This is a genomic window from Chryseobacterium gambrini (assembly GCF_027920505.1).
Classification (GTDB): Bacteria; Bacteroidota; Bacteroidia; order Flavobacteriales; family Weeksellaceae; genus Chryseobacterium; species Chryseobacterium gambrini.
On the sequence record NZ_CP115857.1, the window covers coordinates 3,421,550 to 3,441,734 of the forward strand.

General features: G+C 36.7%; 17 protein-coding genes. 11 read left to right on the forward strand and 6 right to left on the reverse strand.

Going from position 1 to position 20,185, the window contains the following annotated elements; genetic code table 11:
- Positions 1-9 precede the first annotated feature (9 nt).
- The 7 genes from PFY09_RS15725 to PFY09_RS15755 all read left to right on the forward strand — a co-directional run bounded on the left by PFY09_RS15725 (position 10) and on the right by PFY09_RS15755 (position 8,443).
- Positions 10-708, forward strand: coding sequence for a hypothetical protein (locus PFY09_RS15725; RefSeq protein ID WP_076395114.1), 699 nt, complete (start codon positions 10-12; stop codon positions 706-708).
- Complete coding sequence (locus PFY09_RS15730; RefSeq protein WP_256040679.1) at positions 708-1,286, forward strand: hypothetical protein; 579 nt, start codon at positions 708-710, stop codon at positions 1,284-1,286. The genes PFY09_RS15725 and PFY09_RS15730 overlap by 1 nt, the downstream gene beginning before the upstream one ends.
- Positions 1,287-1,447: 161 nt before the next feature.
- Positions 1,448-2,704: a S8 family peptidase gene (locus tag PFY09_RS15735; protein WP_271160311.1), complete on the forward strand. Its 1,257-nt coding sequence runs from the start codon at positions 1,448-1,450 to the stop codon at positions 2,702-2,704.
- Positions 2,705-2,706: 2 nt separating this feature from the next.
- Positions 2,707-2,901 (forward strand): hypothetical protein, encoded by a 195-nt coding sequence (locus PFY09_RS15740; RefSeq protein ID WP_271160312.1) that lies wholly within the window; start codon positions 2,707-2,709, stop codon positions 2,899-2,901.
- Positions 2,902-2,980: 79 nt separating this feature from the next.
- Positions 2,981-5,179: a M1 family metallopeptidase gene (locus PFY09_RS15745; RefSeq protein ID WP_271160313.1), complete on the forward strand. Its 2,199-nt coding sequence runs from the start codon at positions 2,981-2,983 to the stop codon at positions 5,177-5,179.
- Between the two features lie 430 nt (positions 5,180-5,609).
- A complete protein-coding gene (locus PFY09_RS15750; protein WP_271160314.1) occupies positions 5,610-6,437 on the forward strand; it encodes an endonuclease/exonuclease/phosphatase family protein in 828 nt (275 codons plus the stop codon).
- Between the two features lie 143 nt (positions 6,438-6,580).
- Complete coding sequence (locus PFY09_RS15755; protein ID WP_271160315.1) at positions 6,581-8,443, forward strand: M1 family metallopeptidase; 1,863 nt, start codon at positions 6,581-6,583, stop codon at positions 8,441-8,443.
- Positions 8,444-8,505: 62 nt separating this feature from the next.
- Here the strand turns inward: PFY09_RS15755 and PFY09_RS15760 are convergent, their stop codons facing one another.
- The 5 genes from PFY09_RS15760 to PFY09_RS15780 all read right to left on the reverse strand — a co-directional run bounded on the left by PFY09_RS15760 (position 8,506) and on the right by PFY09_RS15780 (position 12,323).
- Positions 8,506-9,498: a zinc metalloprotease gene (locus PFY09_RS15760; protein ID WP_271160316.1), complete on the reverse strand. Its 993-nt coding sequence runs from the start codon at positions 9,496-9,498 to the stop codon at positions 8,506-8,508.
- A gap of 192 nt (positions 9,499-9,690) precedes the next feature.
- Positions 9,691-10,329 (reverse strand): response regulator transcription factor, encoded by a 639-nt coding sequence (locus PFY09_RS15765; protein ID WP_076395130.1) that lies wholly within the window; start codon positions 10,327-10,329, stop codon positions 9,691-9,693.
- Complete coding sequence (locus PFY09_RS15770) at positions 10,326-11,111, reverse strand: sensor histidine kinase (protein ID WP_271160317.1); 786 nt, start codon at positions 11,109-11,111, stop codon at positions 10,326-10,328. The genes PFY09_RS15765 and PFY09_RS15770 overlap by 4 nt, the downstream gene beginning before the upstream one ends.
- The gene (locus PFY09_RS15775; RefSeq protein WP_271160318.1) at positions 11,090-11,701 is read right to left on the reverse strand and encodes a hypothetical protein; all 612 of its coding nucleotides are present in this window, start codon (positions 11,699-11,701) and stop codon (positions 11,090-11,092) included. The genes PFY09_RS15770 and PFY09_RS15775 overlap by 22 nt, the downstream gene beginning before the upstream one ends.
- Before the next feature lie 67 nt (positions 11,702-11,768).
- Complete coding sequence (locus PFY09_RS15780; RefSeq protein ID WP_271160319.1) at positions 11,769-12,323, reverse strand: hypothetical protein; 555 nt, start codon at positions 12,321-12,323, stop codon at positions 11,769-11,771.
- 192 nt (positions 12,324-12,515) lie between these two features.
- Between PFY09_RS15780 and PFY09_RS15785 the strand changes: the two genes are divergently transcribed.
- Positions 12,516-13,217: an FKBP-type peptidyl-prolyl cis-trans isomerase gene (locus tag PFY09_RS15785; protein ID WP_271160320.1), complete on the forward strand. Its 702-nt coding sequence runs from the start codon at positions 12,516-12,518 to the stop codon at positions 13,215-13,217.
- Positions 13,218-13,338: 121 nt separating this feature from the next.
- On the opposite strand, the gene clpB is transcribed toward PFY09_RS15785, so the two are convergent.
- Positions 13,339-15,933, reverse strand: a complete 2,595-nt coding sequence (gene clpB, locus PFY09_RS15790) for an ATP-dependent chaperone ClpB (RefSeq protein ID WP_271160321.1) — start codon at positions 15,931-15,933, stop codon at positions 13,339-13,341.
- A 790-nt stretch (positions 15,934-16,723) separates the two neighbouring features.
- On the opposite strand from clpB, the gene PFY09_RS15795 reads away from it, so the two are divergent.
- The 3 genes from PFY09_RS15795 (at position 16,724) to PFY09_RS15805 (ending at position 20,079) form a co-directional block, all read left to right on the forward strand.
- The gene (locus PFY09_RS15795; protein WP_235132944.1) at positions 16,724-17,302 is read left to right on the forward strand and encodes a TetR/AcrR family transcriptional regulator; all 579 of its coding nucleotides are present in this window, start codon (positions 16,724-16,726) and stop codon (positions 17,300-17,302) included.
- Between the two features lie 374 nt (positions 17,303-17,676).
- Complete coding sequence (locus PFY09_RS15800; protein WP_271160322.1) at positions 17,677-18,993, forward strand: phenylacetate--CoA ligase family protein; 1,317 nt, start codon at positions 17,677-17,679, stop codon at positions 18,991-18,993.
- A complete protein-coding gene (locus PFY09_RS15805) occupies positions 18,994-20,079 on the forward strand; it encodes a 2Fe-2S iron-sulfur cluster-binding protein (RefSeq protein WP_271160323.1) in 1,086 nt (361 codons plus the stop codon).
- The last annotated feature ends 106 nt before the right edge of the window (positions 20,080-20,185 follow it).

The window sequence follows — 20,185 nt, forward strand, 5'->3', positions numbered from 1 at the left end:
TTACGAGAAATGATTAAATTATCAGATTACCTGGATTATCTCAACAACGAGATAATTCAGGCTCGTAAAAAAGCAGACGAAAATGCGGTAATGATCGCAAAAGAATATGCTAAACACGAGTATTTAAAGTTTTTTAAAGTTCCAAGATATTCGCTTCCGAGTGTAAAGATGGATATTCCCATCAAAATCACGGATATTGATGCAGATTCGAAGTACAATTTCAAGTACAGCGAAGATCAGCTTGTGGAAGATGTTAACAAAAAAATCCGCCTTGTCAATAAAGAGAAAAACCTCAATATGACGGAGATCAGCAAAAAACAGCTTCAGACCAAAGAATTTACCAGTCTTTTTAAAGCACTTGAAACCGGAGACCAGAAATTTGGTAAAAAACCTTCTGTGGAATTGCTTAAAGTTGATCTCAGACAGAATGTTAAAAGTTTAAATTCCGGAATTTTCCGCGTACAGGAAGGAAACGGCGAAGAGGAAGTGAACGAGCTGAAAGAAATTTTTAGTAATGCTTTGCTGAACAGATTCAGCCTCGTGAATTCTAAAATCAATAACATCTACATCGATCCTAATACCAACTCTGCGGAAGACAAAGACAAACTTTTCGTCAATCTTCATGTGGAAATGGAAGACGAAGGAATCAGAATCGTCTCTTTTAAAGACAAAGACGGCAAAGAAGTCGAACAGATAATTTTTGAGTAATGCAGGAACTCGTTCATCATACGATACAGAAAATTCAGGAACTGCTGGAACATTTTAATAAAGTTCAGGAGCTTTATCTGTCGAAGTCTTTCGATTTTGATGCACAGTTTGAAGAATTTCTCTACGAATTTTTAGATTACCTGAAAACAAAAGGAAATACTACGTACGAATCTGAAGTTTTAAAGGTTATGAACATGATTTCCACTGTAAAAAGAGGATTTAATCCTGTTCAGATGGAAAAAATAGCTTCGGGAAAACGTGAGCTGACTTGGGGATTTTCATTCAGTGCAATGGAAAGTGTACACAAGTTTTTAATGGAAATGTATACCAAAGAGCATAAAAAACTGGATGAAGCAGAAGAAATTTTATCAGGATTAATTGTTTCTCTCTATCAAAACGGAATACTGAACGACGAAATCGTGAAAAGTCTCGCCAATGTACCAAAAATTGAAGACTTCTGGAATTCTTTAATCAAACAAAACACTCAGATTGCCGGAATTAATAAAAAACTCAGATTACAGATGATTTCGGAAGACATTTACCTGCTTCTTGAAAAAGTTCTTTTAAAATTAAACTAATCTGTAATAATTTAAAATCTCTGTGTTTCTTAATTTAAGGGAAATCGAAGATTCGACGTAGCCAAACACCTTTGTGAGCCTTAAAAGCAATTAGTTGTAAAAAAACTTAGTGCCCTTTGTATTAAAATTAAAAGGCTAATAATAGATTTAAAACAAAAACCATGGAAAATGAAAGATACATTGTTGTTCTCGAAGATCAGCATAAAAATTCCCTCAAAAAAATTGAAAATGAATTTGATGTAAACATTACCTCATCAGAATTTCTTTCCGCAGAAAACCGAGCCTATGATGTTATTGATGAAGATAACGGAGTTCTCTACAAAAATCTGGGTGTTCTTGTGGTTGAAAATATGGATGAAGCACAGTTGAAAAGCGCTGTGAAAAACGATTCTAACCCGATCGTTTATTTTGAAAAAGAAAGAGATTTTTTTTCGGCGGATGAACTGTCCATCATCAGTGAACTGAAAAAACAGTCCGCAGAGATTGCAGACAAAATCACCGAGCTGGAAAAATACATTATAAACAAACCGTTACCTCAAAAACCTTTAGTAGAAATGGAATGGGGACTCAAAGCTTTGGGTCTCGGAAATTCATTATACACGGGAAAAGGTATTGATATCTGTATTCTGGATACAGGACTAGAACTTTCTCATCCCGATTTTTTCGGAAGAAATATTGAAGGCAAATCCTTTATTGCCGGAGAAGACTGGAGCCGCGATCCCAACGGTCACGGAACCCACTGTGCAGGAGTTGCAACAGGAAATATAAGACTGGATAACGGAAAACGGTACGGAATCGCAAAAGATGCCAATTTAAAAATTGCAAAAGTACTTTCCGATGCCGGAAAAGGAACCACAAGCAGCGTTATTGATGCCATAGACTGGGCAATTACAAAGAAATTCAGAATTCTGTCCCTTTCACTCGCTTCTCCGGTTCTGCTGAATGAAGCGCCTTCCCCGCTTTTTGAAACCGTGGGTGCAAGAGCTTTGGAAAACAACTGCATCATTATTGCGGCAGCAGGAAACGACAGCAACAGACCCGCTGTTCCGAAACCTGTTTCCATGCCTGCAAACTCCATTTCGGTAATGGCAGTCGGAGCGATTGACGGACAAATGAAAGTGGCTAAATTTTCCAACGCAGGCTTAAATCCTTCAACCGGAGGAAACGTCAATATCTGCGCTCCCGGAGTCGATATCATCAGTTCTTATCCCAAAAATTCTAAGAATAAAAATAGCAATTATTACGCAATGAGCGGAACAAGCATGGCAACACCACATGTTTCAGGGCTTATTGCTTTATATATGGAACAGTTTCCCGAAAAATCGGCAAAAGAAATCTGGGAACTCGTAGAAATGAAGGCAAAACCCATCGAAGGTTTGAAATACAGAGACATCGGAAACGGACTTATACAGATATAATGATGAAAACATACTTAGCAGTTCTCAAAAAAAATACAGATATCAGACAGCTTGAAAAAGAACTGAAAAAAAACAATGTAAAATTGTCTGCCCACTATAAAACCATCGGAGTCGTAAAACTCGAAAGCGAAAAGACTATTTCCGGTAAAGATTTTGAGCAGTATTTTCTTTCTGTGGAAGAAGATAAAGAAATTTAACAAGATAAATGAAGACATCAGACTTTTCTGTCCGGAGAAGTCTTATTTTTGTTTACTTTGTTAAATTAAAAGAATTAATATGAACTTCAAAATTCCAACTCTTGTTTCTGCGCTTGCCGTGATGTTCTTTTCACAGTCTGCATTGGCTCAGGAAGCCCCGAAATACAGCTACGTAGAAGCTTTCAAACCATTTTTCTATACACAGACAGGTACGCCTACAAGATCCGCAAGCGGACAGCCGGGACACGCGTACTGGCAAAATTCAGCAAGTTACAATCTCGATGTAAGCCTTAACGAAGCCAAAAACGAACTTACAGGAACCGCGGAAATCACTTATACAAACAACAGTCCGGATAAATTAGGGTTTTTATGGCTGCAGCTCGACCAGAATTTATTTGCAAAAGATTCAAGAGGAAATGCAGTCGTACCGACTTCGGGAAGCCGAAACGGAGCGCACGGTGAGGAATTTGACGGCGGTTACAAAATAAAATCGGTAAAACTGGACGGTAAAGACGTAAAATATACCATTACTGATACCAGAATGCAGATCGATCTTCCTGCCGAACTGAAAGCTCTGGGAGGAGTCGCAAAAATTAAGATTGAATATTCTTTCCTTTCTCCAAAATACGGTTCCGACAGAATGGGAATTCAGGATACGAAAAACGGAAAAATCTTTACGATAGCACAATGGTATCCGAGAATGTGTGTGTATGATGATGTCATGGGATGGAATACGCTGCCTTATCTCGGTGCTTCGGAATTTTATCTGGAATACGGAGATATTACGGCAAACATTACCGTTCCTGCCAATCATTATGTGGTGGCTTCAGGAGAATTACTGAATTCAAAAGAAGTGTATTCCAAAGAAGAAATCAGCCGATGGGATCAGGCAAAGAACAGTGATAAAACAGTGATGATCCGTTCCGAATCTGAATTAGGAAAAAATAATTCAACAGGAACAAAAACATGGAAATTTAAAATCAATCAGGCAAGAGATTTTGCATGGGCTTCGTCTCCGGCATTTATTCTGGATGCGGCCAAAATTAACCTTCCGAGCGGAAAAAAATCTTTGGCAATCTCCGCTTATCCTGTAGAAAGTGTAGGGAAAGAGGCATGGAGCAGATCTACAGAATACACAAAAGCGGCGATTGAGCATTACTCTGCAAAATGGTACGAATATACCTATCCGGCTGCAACCAATGTAGCAGGAAATGAAGGCGGAATGGAATATCCAGGAATTGTTTTCTGCCATATGGATTCCAAAGGCGGCGATCTTTGGGGTGTTACAGATCATGAATTCGGGCACAACTGGTTCCCGATGATTGTGGGTTCCAACGAAAGATTGTTTGCATGGATGGATGAAGGATTTAATACATTCATCAACGAACTTTCTACGGAAGCTTTCAACAAAGGTGAGTATTACGAAAAGAAAAATATTGCGCAGATGAGCGGATATATTATGAGCGACGGTTTTGAACCCATCATGGTAGGTCCGGATAATATGAAAGAGAACAGCATCGGAGCTTTGGCGTATTTCAAACCGGGAATGGGACTGCAAATCTTAAGAGAATCTATTTTAGGACCTGAAAAATTCGACAAGGCATTCAGAACCTATGTTGAAAGATGGGCTTTCAAACATCCTACACCTTGGGATTTTTTCCACACGATGGAAAATGTGTCGGGTGAAGAGCTGAACTGGTTCTGGAGAGGCTGGTTCATCAATAAATGGAAAATCGATCAGGGCATTAAAAATGTAAAATACGTTAACGGAGACTTTAAAAACGGAGCCCAGATCACGGTTGAAAATATCGGACAGTTACCAATGCCGACCAATGTTCAGGTTAAATTTAAAGACGGAACGCAGCAGATGGTAAAATTGCCGATCGAGGTCTGGAAAAGAAATACGGAATGGACATTCAGAATCAATTCTACAAAAGAAATCGATCAGGTGAAACTGGATCCGAATTCAGAAATTCCGGATGTAGATTCTAAAAATAACGCATGGAGTTCCGCTGATGCAAAACCGACGGAAAAAGTAAATCTTAAAGAATTTACAGGAACTTTCGGAAGCAAGGATCTTCCGATGAAAATTGTATTTACAGAGAAAAACAACCAGCTTTTTGCTCAGGCAACAGGACAGCAGGAATTTCCTTTGGAATATACCGGAAACAATACGTTCAGTCTGGAAATGGCGCAGATTTCTTTAACTTTCAGTCAGGATAAAAAGTCATTTACCTTTAAGCAGAGCGGAAGAGAATTTAAATTTAATAAAGAATAACTTTAATCTTTTGAGCCATTAAGTTTTAAATTGAGAGGGTAAACTGTATTAAGGAAAATCATTTTTTTAAATCTTAAAAATTAGAAACTTAGATATTCTTAACTCCTTAACTCCATCTTAATGGTTCAATTTAAATAATATATGATTGTTCGTAATTTGCCATAATTGGAAAATCTTTGGGTTCTTCGCTGAGTGAAACGCCTTTGCGAACTTAAAAACAGTTAGTATATAAAGAATCTTTGCGAGTCTTTGCGTTAAAAAAAACAGTTTGATTAATAACGGATAATCAATAAATAATAAATCAAAACTTCGGAAAATACTCCGGAGTTTTTTGTTTTTAAATTGAATTTAATATTAAAATTCCCAATTCTAAAGGCTGTTTTAAGGAGAAACCTTACTTTTGTTACTTTGTTAATTAAAATAGATGATTATGAATTACAGATTTTCAATCGTATTCCTGATGGTTTTTGCATTAGGATTTTCGCAGAATCTTAAGGTGATGAGTTTTAATATCAGACTGAATGTAGATTCGGATAAAGAAAATTCGTGGACAAACAGGAAACAGGATGTTGCAGATCTCCTTACCTATTATCATCCGGATTATTTCGGCGTTCAGGAAGCATTGCCGGAGCAGATGAAGGATATAAAAAACGGATTGAAAAACTATGATTATGTAGGAGTGGGAAGAGACGACGGAAAAGAAAAAGGTGAATTTTCGGCTATTTTTTATGATACAGACAGATTGCAGGTTTTAAAATCGGATACCTTCTGGCTTTCGGAAACTCCTGAAAAACCATCAAAAGGGTGGGATGCCGCTTTGAACAGAATTTGTACCTACGCTGTTTTCAGAGATAAAAAATCTAAAAAAGAATTTATGGCACTGAATCTTCATTTCGATCACATCGGAAATGTAGCAAGAGTGAAGTCTTCAGAATTAATTTTAAAGAAAATCAAAGAAATCAATCCTAAAAATCTGCCGGTAACTGTGAGCGGGGATTTTAATTTAACGGAAGATTCAGAACCGATAAAAATTATGTCGCAGAATATGAAAGACAGTTTCTATCATTCGGAAACAAAACATTACGGTCCGAAAGGCACTTTTACAGGTTTTAATGTAAATGAAATTCCGAAGGACAGGATTGATTATATTTTCGTGAAAGGATTTAAGATCAAATCTCACAGACACATCAACGACAGAAGAGAAAATTTGCTGTATCCATCGGATCACTTTCCGGTTTTGGTGGATTTAATGTTTTAAAATGGCTTTAGTCAAATATTTAAGATAATAGATGATTTCTGCTTAATTGTAAGCTGTCAAAAAATAATACAAACGGTAATAATTATATTGCCGTTTTTTGTTACTTTTATGTTAAATAAAATACTTATTATAAAAAGATTTTAATGAAAAAGCTTGTTTTGGGTGTATTGTTTTTAGTTTCATGGCAATTTTCCGCGCAGGAATTGTATATGCCGAGAAATATTAAAAAAGCATACGAAAACGGAACCCGTGATCTGTCGGGCGCTCCGGGTAAAAATTACTGGCAGAATAAAGGGATTTATAATGTTGAGGTAAAGGTAGATGCCAATTCTAAGGTGGTTTCGGGAAAGGAAACCATCGTCTATACCAATAACAGCCCAAATGATCTGAATGATCTTGCCATAAGATTTGTCAATAATCTCCATAAACCGCAGGCTCCGAGATCGGGTGTTGTTTCCAAAGATTTTCTTTCTTCGGGGTTGCATATTAAATCATTTATCGTAAACGGTGAAAAATATAACGTAAACAGCGACGATTGGGGAACGGTTGAAAAAATAAAGCTGAATTCAGCCTTAAAATCCAAAGCAAAAGCTGAAATCCGCATCGAATGGGAATATCCTTTATCTATACAAAGCGGAAGAGAAGGACAGATAGATCCTGAAACATTTTATGTAGCCTATTCTTTCCCGAGAGTCTCTGTTTATGATGATTACAATGGATGGGATATGTTTCCGCATTCCGACAGGCAGGAGTTTTATAATGATTTCAACGATTACAGTTTTGCCATTACTGCTCCTAAAAATTACGTAGTATGGGCAACCGGAGATTTCCTGAATCCCGATGCCGTTCTTCAGTCTGAGTATTTAAAAAGATATAAGTCTTCATTAAAAAGCGACAAAGTCATTCATATTGCGACTGAGCAAGAAATGAAGTCCGGAAAAGTAACGAAGCAGAATAAATGGAATACGTGGAAATTTAAAGCCAGTCATATCACCGATTTCTGTTTTGCTTTAAGCAATCATTATGTTTGGGATGCAGCAAGTGTTCAGCTTAAAACGAAAAGAGCAAGTGTTCAGGCAGGTTACAAAGCAGATGCAAAAGATTTTGAGCATTATGTGGAATGGATGCAGTATAATCTCGACTGGTTTTCTAAAAACTGGCCCGGAGTGGAATATCCTTACAATGCGATGACGGCAATTCAGGGATACGCAGATATGGAATATCCGATGATGATTAATGATACCAGTATTCCGGATGATTTTCAGGATGCGAGATTAACCGCAGATCATGAAATTGCACATACTTATTTCCCTTTTTACATGGGCATCAACGAAACGCGTTACGCTTTTATGGATGAAGGTTGGGCAACGACTTTGGAATATTTAATCGGGATTGATGAAAACGGAGAAGCAAAAGCCAAAGAATTTTACAAAAATTTCAGGGTAAAAAGATGGATCAATGATCCTTCTGCGGAACAGGATCAGCCTATTATTACGATGAGTACTCAGGTAAGCGGAGCAGGGTACGGAAACAATTCTTATGTAAAAGCATCCCTGTCTTATCTGGCTTTAAAAGATTATCTGGGGGATGATCTGTTTAAAAAAGCACTGCATCATTATATGAACAACTGGAACGGAAAGCATCCGATTCCGTGGGATTATTTTAATTCTATGAATACAGGTTCGGGAAAAAATCTGAACTGGTTCTTTAATAACTGGTTTTACACCAATAATTATATTGATCTGAAGGTGTCTTCAGCATCTCAGATGAATGATCTTCTGACGGTAAATGTAGATAATGTGGGCGGTTTTGCGATTCCTTTTGATGCGGAAATCGGCTATGAAGACGGAAGTGTGGAGAAGCTTCATTTTTCGCCATCGGTCTGGGAAAAAGATCAGAAAAAAACAATGCTTACGGTTCCGATTACCAAAAAAGTAAAATCGGTAAATCTTGATGGTGGTATCTTTATGGATTATACACCGAAAGACAATACTAAAACATTATAAATAGATTCCGGCTGTTTCAGAGAAACAGCCGGAATCATTTGTATTAAAATTAACAATAAAGATTAGTATAGTCTTAGTCCTGATCTTGCTCCGTTAGAAGCTACAACAGACTGCATTCTGGTTTTTTGTCCTGCGGAGAACATAAACATGGCAGCATCATCCACATAATCCATGTAATTCATGAACATTACAGATCTCTGTACGCCGCTGCAGGTATTGTAAAGAGGGTAGCTTGGTTTTCCTGTGTTAGCTGTTGTTTGTGTAGGTGTATCGCTTACAAGGTCGTTTCCACAGTTCGCATCTCCCCAGATGTGTCTTAAGTTCAGGTAGTGTCCCACTTCGTGGGTGGCTGTTCTTCCCAGATTAAATGGAGAAGAGGCGCCGGTTTTACCAAAATAAGGAGCGGCAATTACTACACCATCATTCCATAATCCGGAAGATTCAGGGAAAGTCGCATAGCCAAGAACCTGTCCCATATTTCCTACCGTCCAGATGTTTAGATAGTTAGAAGGACTTGTTGCGTCAATTCCTCCGGTAGATGCTTTCTTCATGGCATCATTGGTACCCCAGCTTGTTTTGGTAGTAGATTTTCTCACCACATTTGCCAGTCTGAATCTTACTTTCACATCACCTGCTTTTACCCCCTGAAATTCGGAAGGAATTTTTGAAACATCGGTGTTGGTTCCTGCATAATCCGCATTAAGAACTGCAATTTGTTCTGCAATACGCGCATCAGAAACATTTTCAGCAGTTGTTCTGTATAAGACATTTACCACTACCGGAATTTCAACGGTACCATCGGATAATACTTTTCCCAGCTTCATGTCATTTTCAAATCGTTCAGTTTTGGCTTCGATTTCAGAATATTTCTGTCTCAGCTCCGAACTGTTTTTCAATGCCACTTTTCTGATTTCTTCAGAAGCACAGCCTCTTTGCAGTGCGGTTCCGGAAATGGCAGGCGTGTTTTCAGATTCTTCAGTCTGGTTAGAAACGTTGTCGCTGTTACAAGCAGAAAGGAAACTCAGCATAAGAGCTCCGAACAATAGTTTTTTCATAAAAATACAATATTTTGTTTCGGAGATGAAATTATATTATTTGAAGTAGATATGCAAGTATTTCACTATGTAGTTGAATTATTTTATTATTCAATAAATAGTATTTTTAAATATATGTTGCTGTATTTTTATTTAAACAGTATTTTTGTTGATTATTTAAAATCATTATTGAGTAATGCTTGAATGTTGATTTTATCCTGCAAAACCATTTTTAATAGCAAAAACGGCAAGACCGACCCGCGTTTTAAGATCTAGTTTATCACAAAGCTGATCTCTGTAGCTTTCCACTGTTCTCGGGCTGCAGCACATTTTATCCGCAATTTCTTTATAGCTGAGTTCTGTAACGGTATATTTTAAAAACTCTTTCTCGCGGTCGGAAATTTTTACATTATTGGCAGCATCTTCATTGTTCATGTTGGAAAAAATGATTTTCGAAGCCCATTCCGGATAAAAAAAACCGTCATTGTTAAGTTTCGTCAATGCATTCTCCAGTTCCTTCGGATGTGTATTTTTCAGTAAGTACCCTTTGGCGCCGTTCCGGATCATTTTAATAACGCTTTTATCGTCGCCCTGCATGCTTAAAGCCATTACTTTAATGTTCGGATGATTTTCTTTAAGCCAAAGCACGGTTTCGAAACCGTCCATAATCGGCATACTGATGTCCAGAAGAATGATATCCGGAATTTTGCTGTTGTTTTCGAATTTCTGGATCAGATCTTTTCCGTTTTCGGCAACGTAGATCACTTCAAACTCCGGAAAATTATCAATAATTCCTTCTAAAGCTTTTGCGATAAGTACATGATCGTCTACAATTACTATCGTTTTTTTCATGGCTGTCTTTTTAAAATAATGTTGAGCGTAGTTCCCAAATTTTTCTGACTTTCAAGACAGAAATCTGCCCCGATAATTTCGGCTCTGTTTTTCATATTGGTAAGCCCGATTCCGTTGGATTTGATGTTGGACTGATCGAAACCCACCCCGTCATCTTTAATATTCAGTTCCCAAAGCGACTCCTGAGAAGTATTCAGATTAATCAGAATATTTTTACAGCTCGAATGTTTGATGCTGTTCTGAATAAATTCCTGAGTAATTCTTAGCAATACGTTTTTATGCACAAAGCTGAGATCCAGCTGATTAAAATTATGCTGAAAATCGACATGGCATTTTTTAAACGCATTGGTATTGTCTACTTCTTCCTGAATTAAAGTTACGATTTCCTTTTGATTAATATTATCGTCCGTTAATGTTTTTGAAAGGCTCCTGAGATCGTGAAGCGACTGATTGATGATCTGTGAAACCTGCTCAATTCTTTCGCTTACCTCCGGAACTTTATTCTCATACAAAAGCTGCTGCGTGTAAAGGCTCACTAACGTTAATTTCTGCCCGATATTATCGTGAAGTTCGCGCCCGATCTGCTGCATTGTTGCCTGCTGGATTTCGAGCTGCGTCGCTAACAATTCTTTCTGGTGAATTTCGTTTTTTATTTCAATCTCATTCAGATATTCTTTTTTGCGCTGTTTGTATTTGCGGATATAAACCATCACCGCAGCCACAAACAATACAAAAAAGATATTGAATAGAATTAAAGTTACTAAGAGTTCTGTCTTCCCCATATGAATGAAATTGAAAATAAAAGATACATGACGATTCCTGATAGTAAAAAGTAGGAGAAATAAATATGGTATATCTCTCTATAAACTATGATATAAGCAAAAAACGTCCAAAAAGGTAAAGTTCCAATATAAAATAATGTAACCCCCAGATTAATATAGAACATTGGATTTCTATTGAAATTGAGAATATTCGAAGAATTAATCTGTTTGTAATATTCCATTATCACTAAGCCCATAAGAATCAGGCAGCCAAATGTGTAGCTGAATGACATAATTATTTTCTTTGTAGAAAAAATATCTCCAAAGATCAGAGAAACTAAGTATAAAGCAGATATTGCGTAAAATAATTTTGGCTTTCCAAAAGATTTTGCTGCATAGATCCAGTAAAAAAATATAAATTCTACTGGAATTACAAAATAATTGAAAAAATTTTGTTTATTGTAATCAATAAAATTTTCGCCCCATTTTCCGATGACTTCACATAGAAACATTAAAATTAAATAATACGAAAAGTATTTCCAGTATTGGTTTTTAATTCGGGAATAATATAATATTGAAACCAAAGCAGCAATACCTTCTACCCATATCATTGAATCTTGTAAGATTGTTTCCAGTTCGGTCATCGTGTTCAAATTATTTTCAATAATTTTTTATTTACTAAAATGTTTCAACTTTAAGAGCATTTGGAGGGTTCAGAGAACCATGATTCTGGCAAATAATATCTCCCTCCAAACCGGAATTTCTTGCCGAAGCCATCGCCAAAAACTCACCGCTTCCGCTTGCGCTTAAAGGATTGAAATCATAGCAGAGTTTTTCTCCGTTTTCATCTTCCTGTTTCATGGTAGGAACCAAAACTAAAGTGTGCCTTTGTGCATATTCTGTTCCGATCGGAGTTCCCGACATGATGTTCCAGTCCTGCTCTTTAGGATAAGCCGCATAATAAAATCGTATTCCCAAATCCTGATCTGTAACGCGGGAATCGTTTTTCAATGCTTCATTTTCAATGTCTGAAATAAATTTTTTCAGCGTAGCCAGATCAAAATGAATGGAATGGGCATCATCAAATCCTAAATTTTGGTTTATACACGCCAACTGATTTTTTCTGTAGTTCTCTACAAGAGTTCTGATCAAATCGCAATGAAGGGTGTTGGGATTAGAAATTGATTCGGCAGATTCAAATTCTAAGTTGTCTAAATTTGGTTTTGTTTCCATAAAGCTAGTTTTAAAAGGTGTAAGGTTAGTTGGTATTGCAAATCTCGTAAAATTTCAGGGGAATACGACACGGTTTTTTCCTGATTATTTATGGGGTTTTTACGGATTGTAAATTTTAATTAAAATGATAAAGATTTTGGATAGATTTGCAGCGATTTTAAATTCGTTAATCATAAACAATAAAATTATCAAATGAATAGACAGACTATCGCATTATTTTGCATAGCAATATTTAGTGTTTCATGCGCTAAGAAAGATGAGAACGCAGTGGATGGCAAATACACGGATGATCAGAAAGCTTCTTATTATATAGGTCTGAGTATTGCCCAAAACATGAAACAGGAAGGCTTCAAAGTTGATGCAGATCTTTTGGCTCAGGCTATTAAAGAAGAAATGAATGGAGGGAAAAAGCTGATGCTTACTGAAGAAATGGAAGCTTTTATGCAGGAGTTTATGCAGAAGCAACATGAAAAAAAGCAGGCTGCAGCAGGCGTACAGGCAGATGAAAATAAGAAAAAAGGTCTGGATTTTCTTGCCAAAAATAAAAGCAATCCTAAAGTGAAGACCACGGCTTCAGGTTTACAGTATGAAGTCTTGCAGGATGGTGATGGTAAAACAAAACCAAAAGCCTCAGATGTTGTACAGGTAAAATATACCGGAAAGCTTCTGGATGGAACTGTTTTCGACTCTACAGACAAAAACGGAGGCGCACCAATGGACATTAATCTGGGCGCAGTAATCAAAGGATGGACAGAAGGTATCCAGTTGATGAGCAAAGGATCTAAATACAGATTTTACATTCCTTCAGAGCTGGCTTACGGAGATAATGGTGCCGGACCAATTCCTGCGGGAGCGACTATTATTTTTGATGTAGAATTGGTGGATATAAAATAGATTGTCACTTCGGCAACAATGAGATTTGTCTATTTCACATCTGATATATTACAAATAAAATTTCCGCAGATTTTTTGGTCTGCGGAAATTCTTCAAAAATAATATATATGAAAAAAACTACTTATAAATCTGTCGGTCTGAAAACCAGACCTGTCTCTTCGAAATAATCCAAAGTGATTCTGTCTCCATCATTTACCGTTCCTGCCAGAATCTCTCTTGATAATTTGTTGAGAACTTCCTGCTGAATGACTCTTTTCAGAGGTCTTGCTCCGAACGCAGGATCATACCCTTTATTCATCAGATAATCTACAGCATCCTGAGTTGCCGTCATAATGATATTTCGTTTCGAAAGCATTTCATTAAATCCTCTCAGTTGGTAGGTAACGATTTTTCCGATTTCCTTTTTTCTTAAAGGCTGGAATAATACAACCTCATCAATTCTGTTTAAGAATTCCGGACGTAACGTCTGTTTCAATAAATCAAAGACCTCATCTTTTGTTTTGTCAACAATCTCATCCTGATTTTCATCAGTAATATGTTCAAAATTTTCCTGAATAAGGTGCGAACCTAAATTCGAAGTCATAATAATGATCGAATTTTTGAAATTCACCACTCTTCCTTTGTTATCTGTTAGTCTTCCGTCGTCTAAAACCTGTAACAATGTGTTGAAAACATCAGGATGCGCTTTTTCAATTTCATCCAAAAGAACCACAGAATACGGTCTTCTTCTCACGGCTTCCGTCAATTGTCCGCCTTCATCATAACCCACATATCCCGGAGGAGCACCCACTAATCTCGAAACACTGTGACGCTCCTGATATTCACTCATATCAATTCTCGTCATATTATTTTCGTCATCAAATAAAAACTCCGCCAAGGCTTTTGCCAGCTCAGTTTTTCCGACTCCGGTGGTTCCCAGGAATAAGAATGACCCGATTGGTTTTTTATCATCACTCAATCCCGCTCTGTTTCTTCGGATCGCATCCGCAACGGCGGTAATCGCCTCGTCCTGTCCAACTACTCTGTGATGAAGTTCGGTTTCCAGATTCAATAACTTTTCTCTTTCAGACTGAAGCAGCTTCGTAACGGGAATTCCGGTCCATTTGGCAATCACTTCAGAGATGTTTTCAGAAGTTACTTCTTCTTTAATTAACTCATTCTGATGATTTTGCATTTCGATTTCAAGCTTTTTCAGCTCTTCTTCTTTTTCACGAAGTTTTCCGTATTGGATTTCCGCTACTTTTGCGTAATCTCCTGCTCTTGAAGCTCTTTCTGCCTCTAATTTCAGAGATTCTATATCTTTTTTAATCTGCGTTAAATCTTCAGATTTTTGCTTTTCTTTCAGCCATTTGGCGTTAATTTCATTTCTCTGTTCAGAAATCTTCGCAATATCTTCTTTTAAATGATCGATTTTCGTCTGGTTACCTTCTCTTGAAATGGCAGCCAGTTCAATTTCCATCTGCATTAATTTTCTGTCTAAAACGTCCAGCTCTTCCGGTTTGGAGTTGATTTCCATTCTCAATTTAGCCGAAGCTTCATCAATTAAATCAATCGCTTTATCCGGTAAAAATCGGTCTGAAATATATCTCTGAGACATTTCTACCGCCGCAATAATCGCTTCATCTTTAATTCTTACTTTGTGGTGCGCTTCATACTTGTCTTTAATTCCACGAAGAATAGAAATTGCGGATTCTGTATCCGGTTCTTCCACCATTACTTTCTGGAAACGTCTTTCTAAGGCTTTATCTTTTTCAAAATACTTCTGATATTCATTTAAAGTCGTTGCTCCAATCGCTCTTAATTCTCCTCTTGCTAAAGCTGGTTTAAGGATATTCGCGGCGTCCATTGCACCTTCACCGCCTCCTGCGCCTACCAAAGTGTGGATTTCATCAATGAAAAGAATAATCTGTCCTTCCGATTTAATAACTTCATTCACTACGGATTTCAGACGCTCTTCAAACTCACCTTTGTATTTTGCATAAGCAATCAAAGCGCCCATATCCAGAGAATATAAGGTTTTGTCCATCAGGTTTTCAGGAACGTCACCGCTGATAATTCTGTGGGCAATTCCTTCCGCGATCGCCGTTTTACCAACGCCGGGTTCACCAATCAGGATCGGGTTGTTTTTTGTTCTTCTGGAAAGAATCTGCAACACTCTTCGGATTTCCTCGTCACGACCAATCACAGGATCTAATTTCCCTTCCGCTGCTAATTCGTTGAAGTTTTTAGCGTATTTATTTAAAGACTGATACGTTTCTTCCGAACTTGCAGAAGTGGCTTTCGAGCCTTTTCTTAATTCTTTAATTCCCCCTTCCAGAAGACTCTTGGTAACACCCATATCTTTCAGCATTTTCGAAACTTCAGAATTGGTTTCCAATAAGGAAAGCCATAAGTGTTCAATCGTTACATATTCGTCGCCCATTTTTTTAGCAATGTTAGGCGCATCAAGCAAAACTTTATTTGCTGATTGTGAAAGGTAAATATTGCCCCCCTGTACTTTAGGGAGTTTCTCTAAATTTTCGCGGTTTCGCTCTCTTACCAACGCTGCATCTGCTTCAGATTTTTTTAATAAGAAAGGCGATATATTTTCATCTACCTGAAAAATTCCTTCCAGTAAATGTTGAGGTTCGATCTGTTGGTTGCCAAATTCCATTGCCACCTGTTGTGCAGCCTGAATCGCTTCCTGAGATTTTACGGTATATTGATTTAAATTCATATTTTGTATATTTTTGATTCTTTAATTTTTAGTTTCCAATTTTAGATTTTAGACATCAGATTTCAGACCATAAGAGTCAAATAAATGTTAATTTTTTAATCAGATTTTCTAATTTCTGATGCCCTTAATCTTTATTTAATCATTTAATTCAGGTACATTATCGCAAAAAGTATTCTATTGTTGAATTTTTAAAAATATTGGACAAAATTTCCGAAATCTTTATTTTAAATCTATTTTGGAAAGACAAAATTTCCGATTCGAAGAATTTAGGTGAAAATTATCGGAAGAACCGTCAGATTGGGTTGAATCTTAAAATACGCCTAACCTTGTTTTTTTGATTGGATCATTAAGATTTTAATTAAGAAGTTTAGAATATTTAAGATGAGCTTCGCTTTCCATAATAATGCTTATTAAGAATCTATTTGATTTTTCTCAATTAAACTTAACATCTTAAAATTTTCTTAATGGTTTAAATAATAAGTTTTTTTAAACTCATTTTAAATTTAACCACAAAAGAAACAAAAGATTTTATTGGATTTATTTAAAGTTTTTCAAAAGTCTGCGAAGAGAAAAATCTTTGATTTTTTAACTTATTGTGCTCTTTTTTCATTAAAGTATTAAACTTAAGAAACTAAAGTGTTTAAATCTTTTGTGGTAAAAAAGTTTAATTTTTTCATTTCATCATTTTGAAAAAGCATTATGCAGTGTTTAGCTTTTAATTTTTAGTTTAAAAATCATCTTTTCAAAATCAAATATTAAAATCAAAATAATTACTTTTGCGTTTTTACAAATGGAGCTTAAAGAAAAACAGAAGAAAATTTTAGATGTTGCCGTGGAACTTTTCAAGGAGAAAGGCTACATGGGAAGCTCTGTTCGTGATTTGGCAACCAGACTGAATATCAAAGCGGCTTCTTTATATGCGCACATCCGCTCAAAGGAAGAAATTCTGGAATGGATCTGTTTCGGCATTGCGCAGGAGTTTTTTGATGAACTTCAGCAAGTAAAAAATACCAATATTCCACCAAAGGAAAAGCTCAATCTTTTCATTGAAAAACATTTGTCGGTTGTTCTGAAAAACCGTGATGTTACGCACATTTATTCCAATGAGTGGAAGCATCTTGAAGAGAGATTACCAGAATTTATCGAATTAAGAAAAAATTATCAGCAGGAAGTTGAACAGTTGATTTCTGAAATTTATACCGCTGAAAACTGGGAATTGAGATCACCCGCTTTTACCACGAGATTTATTCTCCATACTTTAAACAACTCCTACTTCTGGTTCAAAAGAAATATAGAATCCGGTTCGGATATCACCGATGAAATAAGGGATAAAATTCTTTTTGGATTACTGGGAAATCAAAAGAAATAAACCGTTTAACTGTCATTCTGACGAAGGAAGAATCTCAACAATTATTTTAAGATTATTTGAAATTGTTATTATCATTCCGTAGAAATTTCGACAGCTATAATGAAAACTTCGCTTATATTCCACACTTTACTTTGTTCCGTTCTGAATAACAAAATTTCATGCAGTAAGCTTTCATTTCGACGGAGGAGAAATCTACTAAATTTTGTTATTCTTACTTCGTCAGAATAACAAAATCCTCATTAAAATCATGCTTAAACTAAACCTCAATCTTTGCCATAATTATTTAGAATCATTAAAAATCTGACGAAAATCATAAAAATTTTGTCACGTTCCAAAATCTTTTTAAATTTACACCTAACAAATGTTAGTTAGTTATGGATTTTGGTGTTGAATATCTTAAGCTCGATCAGTTGAGACAGCTTCAGTCTGAGCGGTTGGCAGATTTGGTAGGCTATCTTGGGGAGAAGTCGGAATTTTATAAGAGAAAACTTAAAGAATCAGGAATATCTCCACAGGAAATAAGGTCGATTGAAGATATTACCAAACTTCCGATAACATACAAACAGGATTTGAGAGACAATTATCCGTTCGGGTTATTTACCGTTCCGAAAAATGAACTGCAGAGAATTCACTGTTCAAGCGGAACAACGGGAAAACCAACGGTGGTGGGATATACAAAAGAAGATGTTGATTTATTCAGCGAAGTCGTGGCGAGATCTTTGAATGCAGCAGGCGCAAAACCGGGAATGCAGTTGCATAATGCATATGGTTACGGAATTTTCACGGGCGGATTGGGATTGCATTACGGAGCGGAAAAACTGGGAATGAGCGTTCTTCCGATTTCGGGAGGAATGACGGCGAGACAGGTTGATCTGATTATGGATTTTCAGCCGGAAGTAATCTGCTGTTCGCCATCTTACGCTTTAACCATTGCTGATGAATTTGCAAAAAGAGGAATCACGGCAGAAGAAATCAGTTTAAAATATGCCGTTTTAGGTTCAGAGCCTTGGACGGAATTAATCAGACATCATATTGAAGAAAGATTAGGCGTTCATGCAACCAATATTTACGGATTAAGTGAAATTATAGGACCGGGTGTTTCGATGGAAGATTTTGAAGAAAAAGGAGGTTCTTACATTTGGGAAGACCATTTTTATCCCGAAATTCTCGATCCGGTTACAAAGGAGCCAGTTCCTTTCGGAGAAGAAGGCGTTTTGGTGATTACGACTTTAACGAAGAAAGCAATGCCGCTTCTGCGTTACTGGACAAATGATATCACAAGTCTTTACTATGACGAAAATGGTAAAAGAACGATGGTGAAAATGCGCCCGATTTTGGGAAGAGCCGATGATATGCTGATTGTAAGAGGGGTAAATGTTTATCCAAGTCAGATTGAAGAAGCATTTTCTCATGTGGAAGGCGTAGTTCCGAACTATTATTTAACTCCTGTTGAGAAGGAACAAATGTGTGTTGCACTGGATATTGATGTTGAAATTGGTGACGAATTGCTGGCTTCGAAAAATTTAAATCAAAATACCGACGATTATGCTATTTTTGTCGGAAACTTTGGAAAAAGTATAGAAAACGAAATAAAAAAGAGGGTAGGAATTACCACAAAAGTGAAAATTCATGCTCAGGACAGTCTTCCGAAATGCGAAGGTGGAAAAATTAACAGAATACTTAAAAAATAAATGAATTCATTTTATAAACTTAAAACGGTAAAAGTTCAGAAAGATACCAACGATGCAGTAAATGTAGCGGTTGAAATTCCTGAAGAGCTGAAAGATAAATTCAGATTCAAACAGGGGCAGTATCTTAATTTCCGAATGATGATCAACGGAAATGAAGAAAGACGTTCTTACTCCATTTGCAATGCGCCGAGTGAAAAAAGCAACACGCTGGAAGTTTTAGTGAAATTATTGGAAGGCGGAAAAGTTTCCGGTTATTTCAACGAGCATCTTCACATGGATGAAATTCTTGAGGTAATGCCTCCGATGGGCGGTTTCAACACGTCTTATCATCCGACAAACGTAAAAACATACATTGGTTTGGCGGCAGGAAGCGGAATTTCTCCGGTTTTATCAAATATTAAAGAAAGTCTTTATCAGGAGCCGAATTCCAACGCATACCTGTTCTACAGCAACAGAAGCATGAATCACGTGATGAAAAAGGCTGAAATCGATAAATTGACAGAGCATTTCAACGGAAGATTGAAAGTAGTTTATCTCGTAAGCCGTGAAAAGCATGAAGACCCAATTTTCGAAGGAAGAATTTCCCCTGAAAAACTGGAACATTTATTTGAAAGATATACCGATATCGATGTAAAAGAAGCCACTTATTTCATTTGCGGACCTTCTGAAATGATCAAAGGAATTGCAGATTATTTAAAGAAAGATAAAAAAGTACCGGCAATTCAGGTTCTATTTGAATATTTCACTGCTCCTGACGAAGAAAATACGGAGGAAATGAGCGACGAATTCAAGGCCATTGCCAACATCGAAAGTATGGTAACAGTAATCATTGACGATGATGAATATTCGTTCCATTTGAATTCAAAAAAAGAAAGTATCTTAGATAAAGCATTGAAAGACAATCTTCCTGTGCCTTTTGCGTGTAAAGGAGGAGTGTGTTGTACGTGTAAAGCCGAAGTTTTAGAAGGTGAAGTCTTCATGGAAAAAAACTACGCGCTTACCGAAGAAGAAGTAGCCCGAGGTTACGTTCTTACCTGCCAGTGTCACCCGACAACCAACGTGGTGATGCTTAATTATGATGTTTAAGACAATTTGAAAATGAGTCAATGTGCTAATTTGAAAATGCCATGATTGTGTTTTAATTTCAAATTGCCTAATTCTCAAATTTTCAAATTAATTAATTTTCAAATTT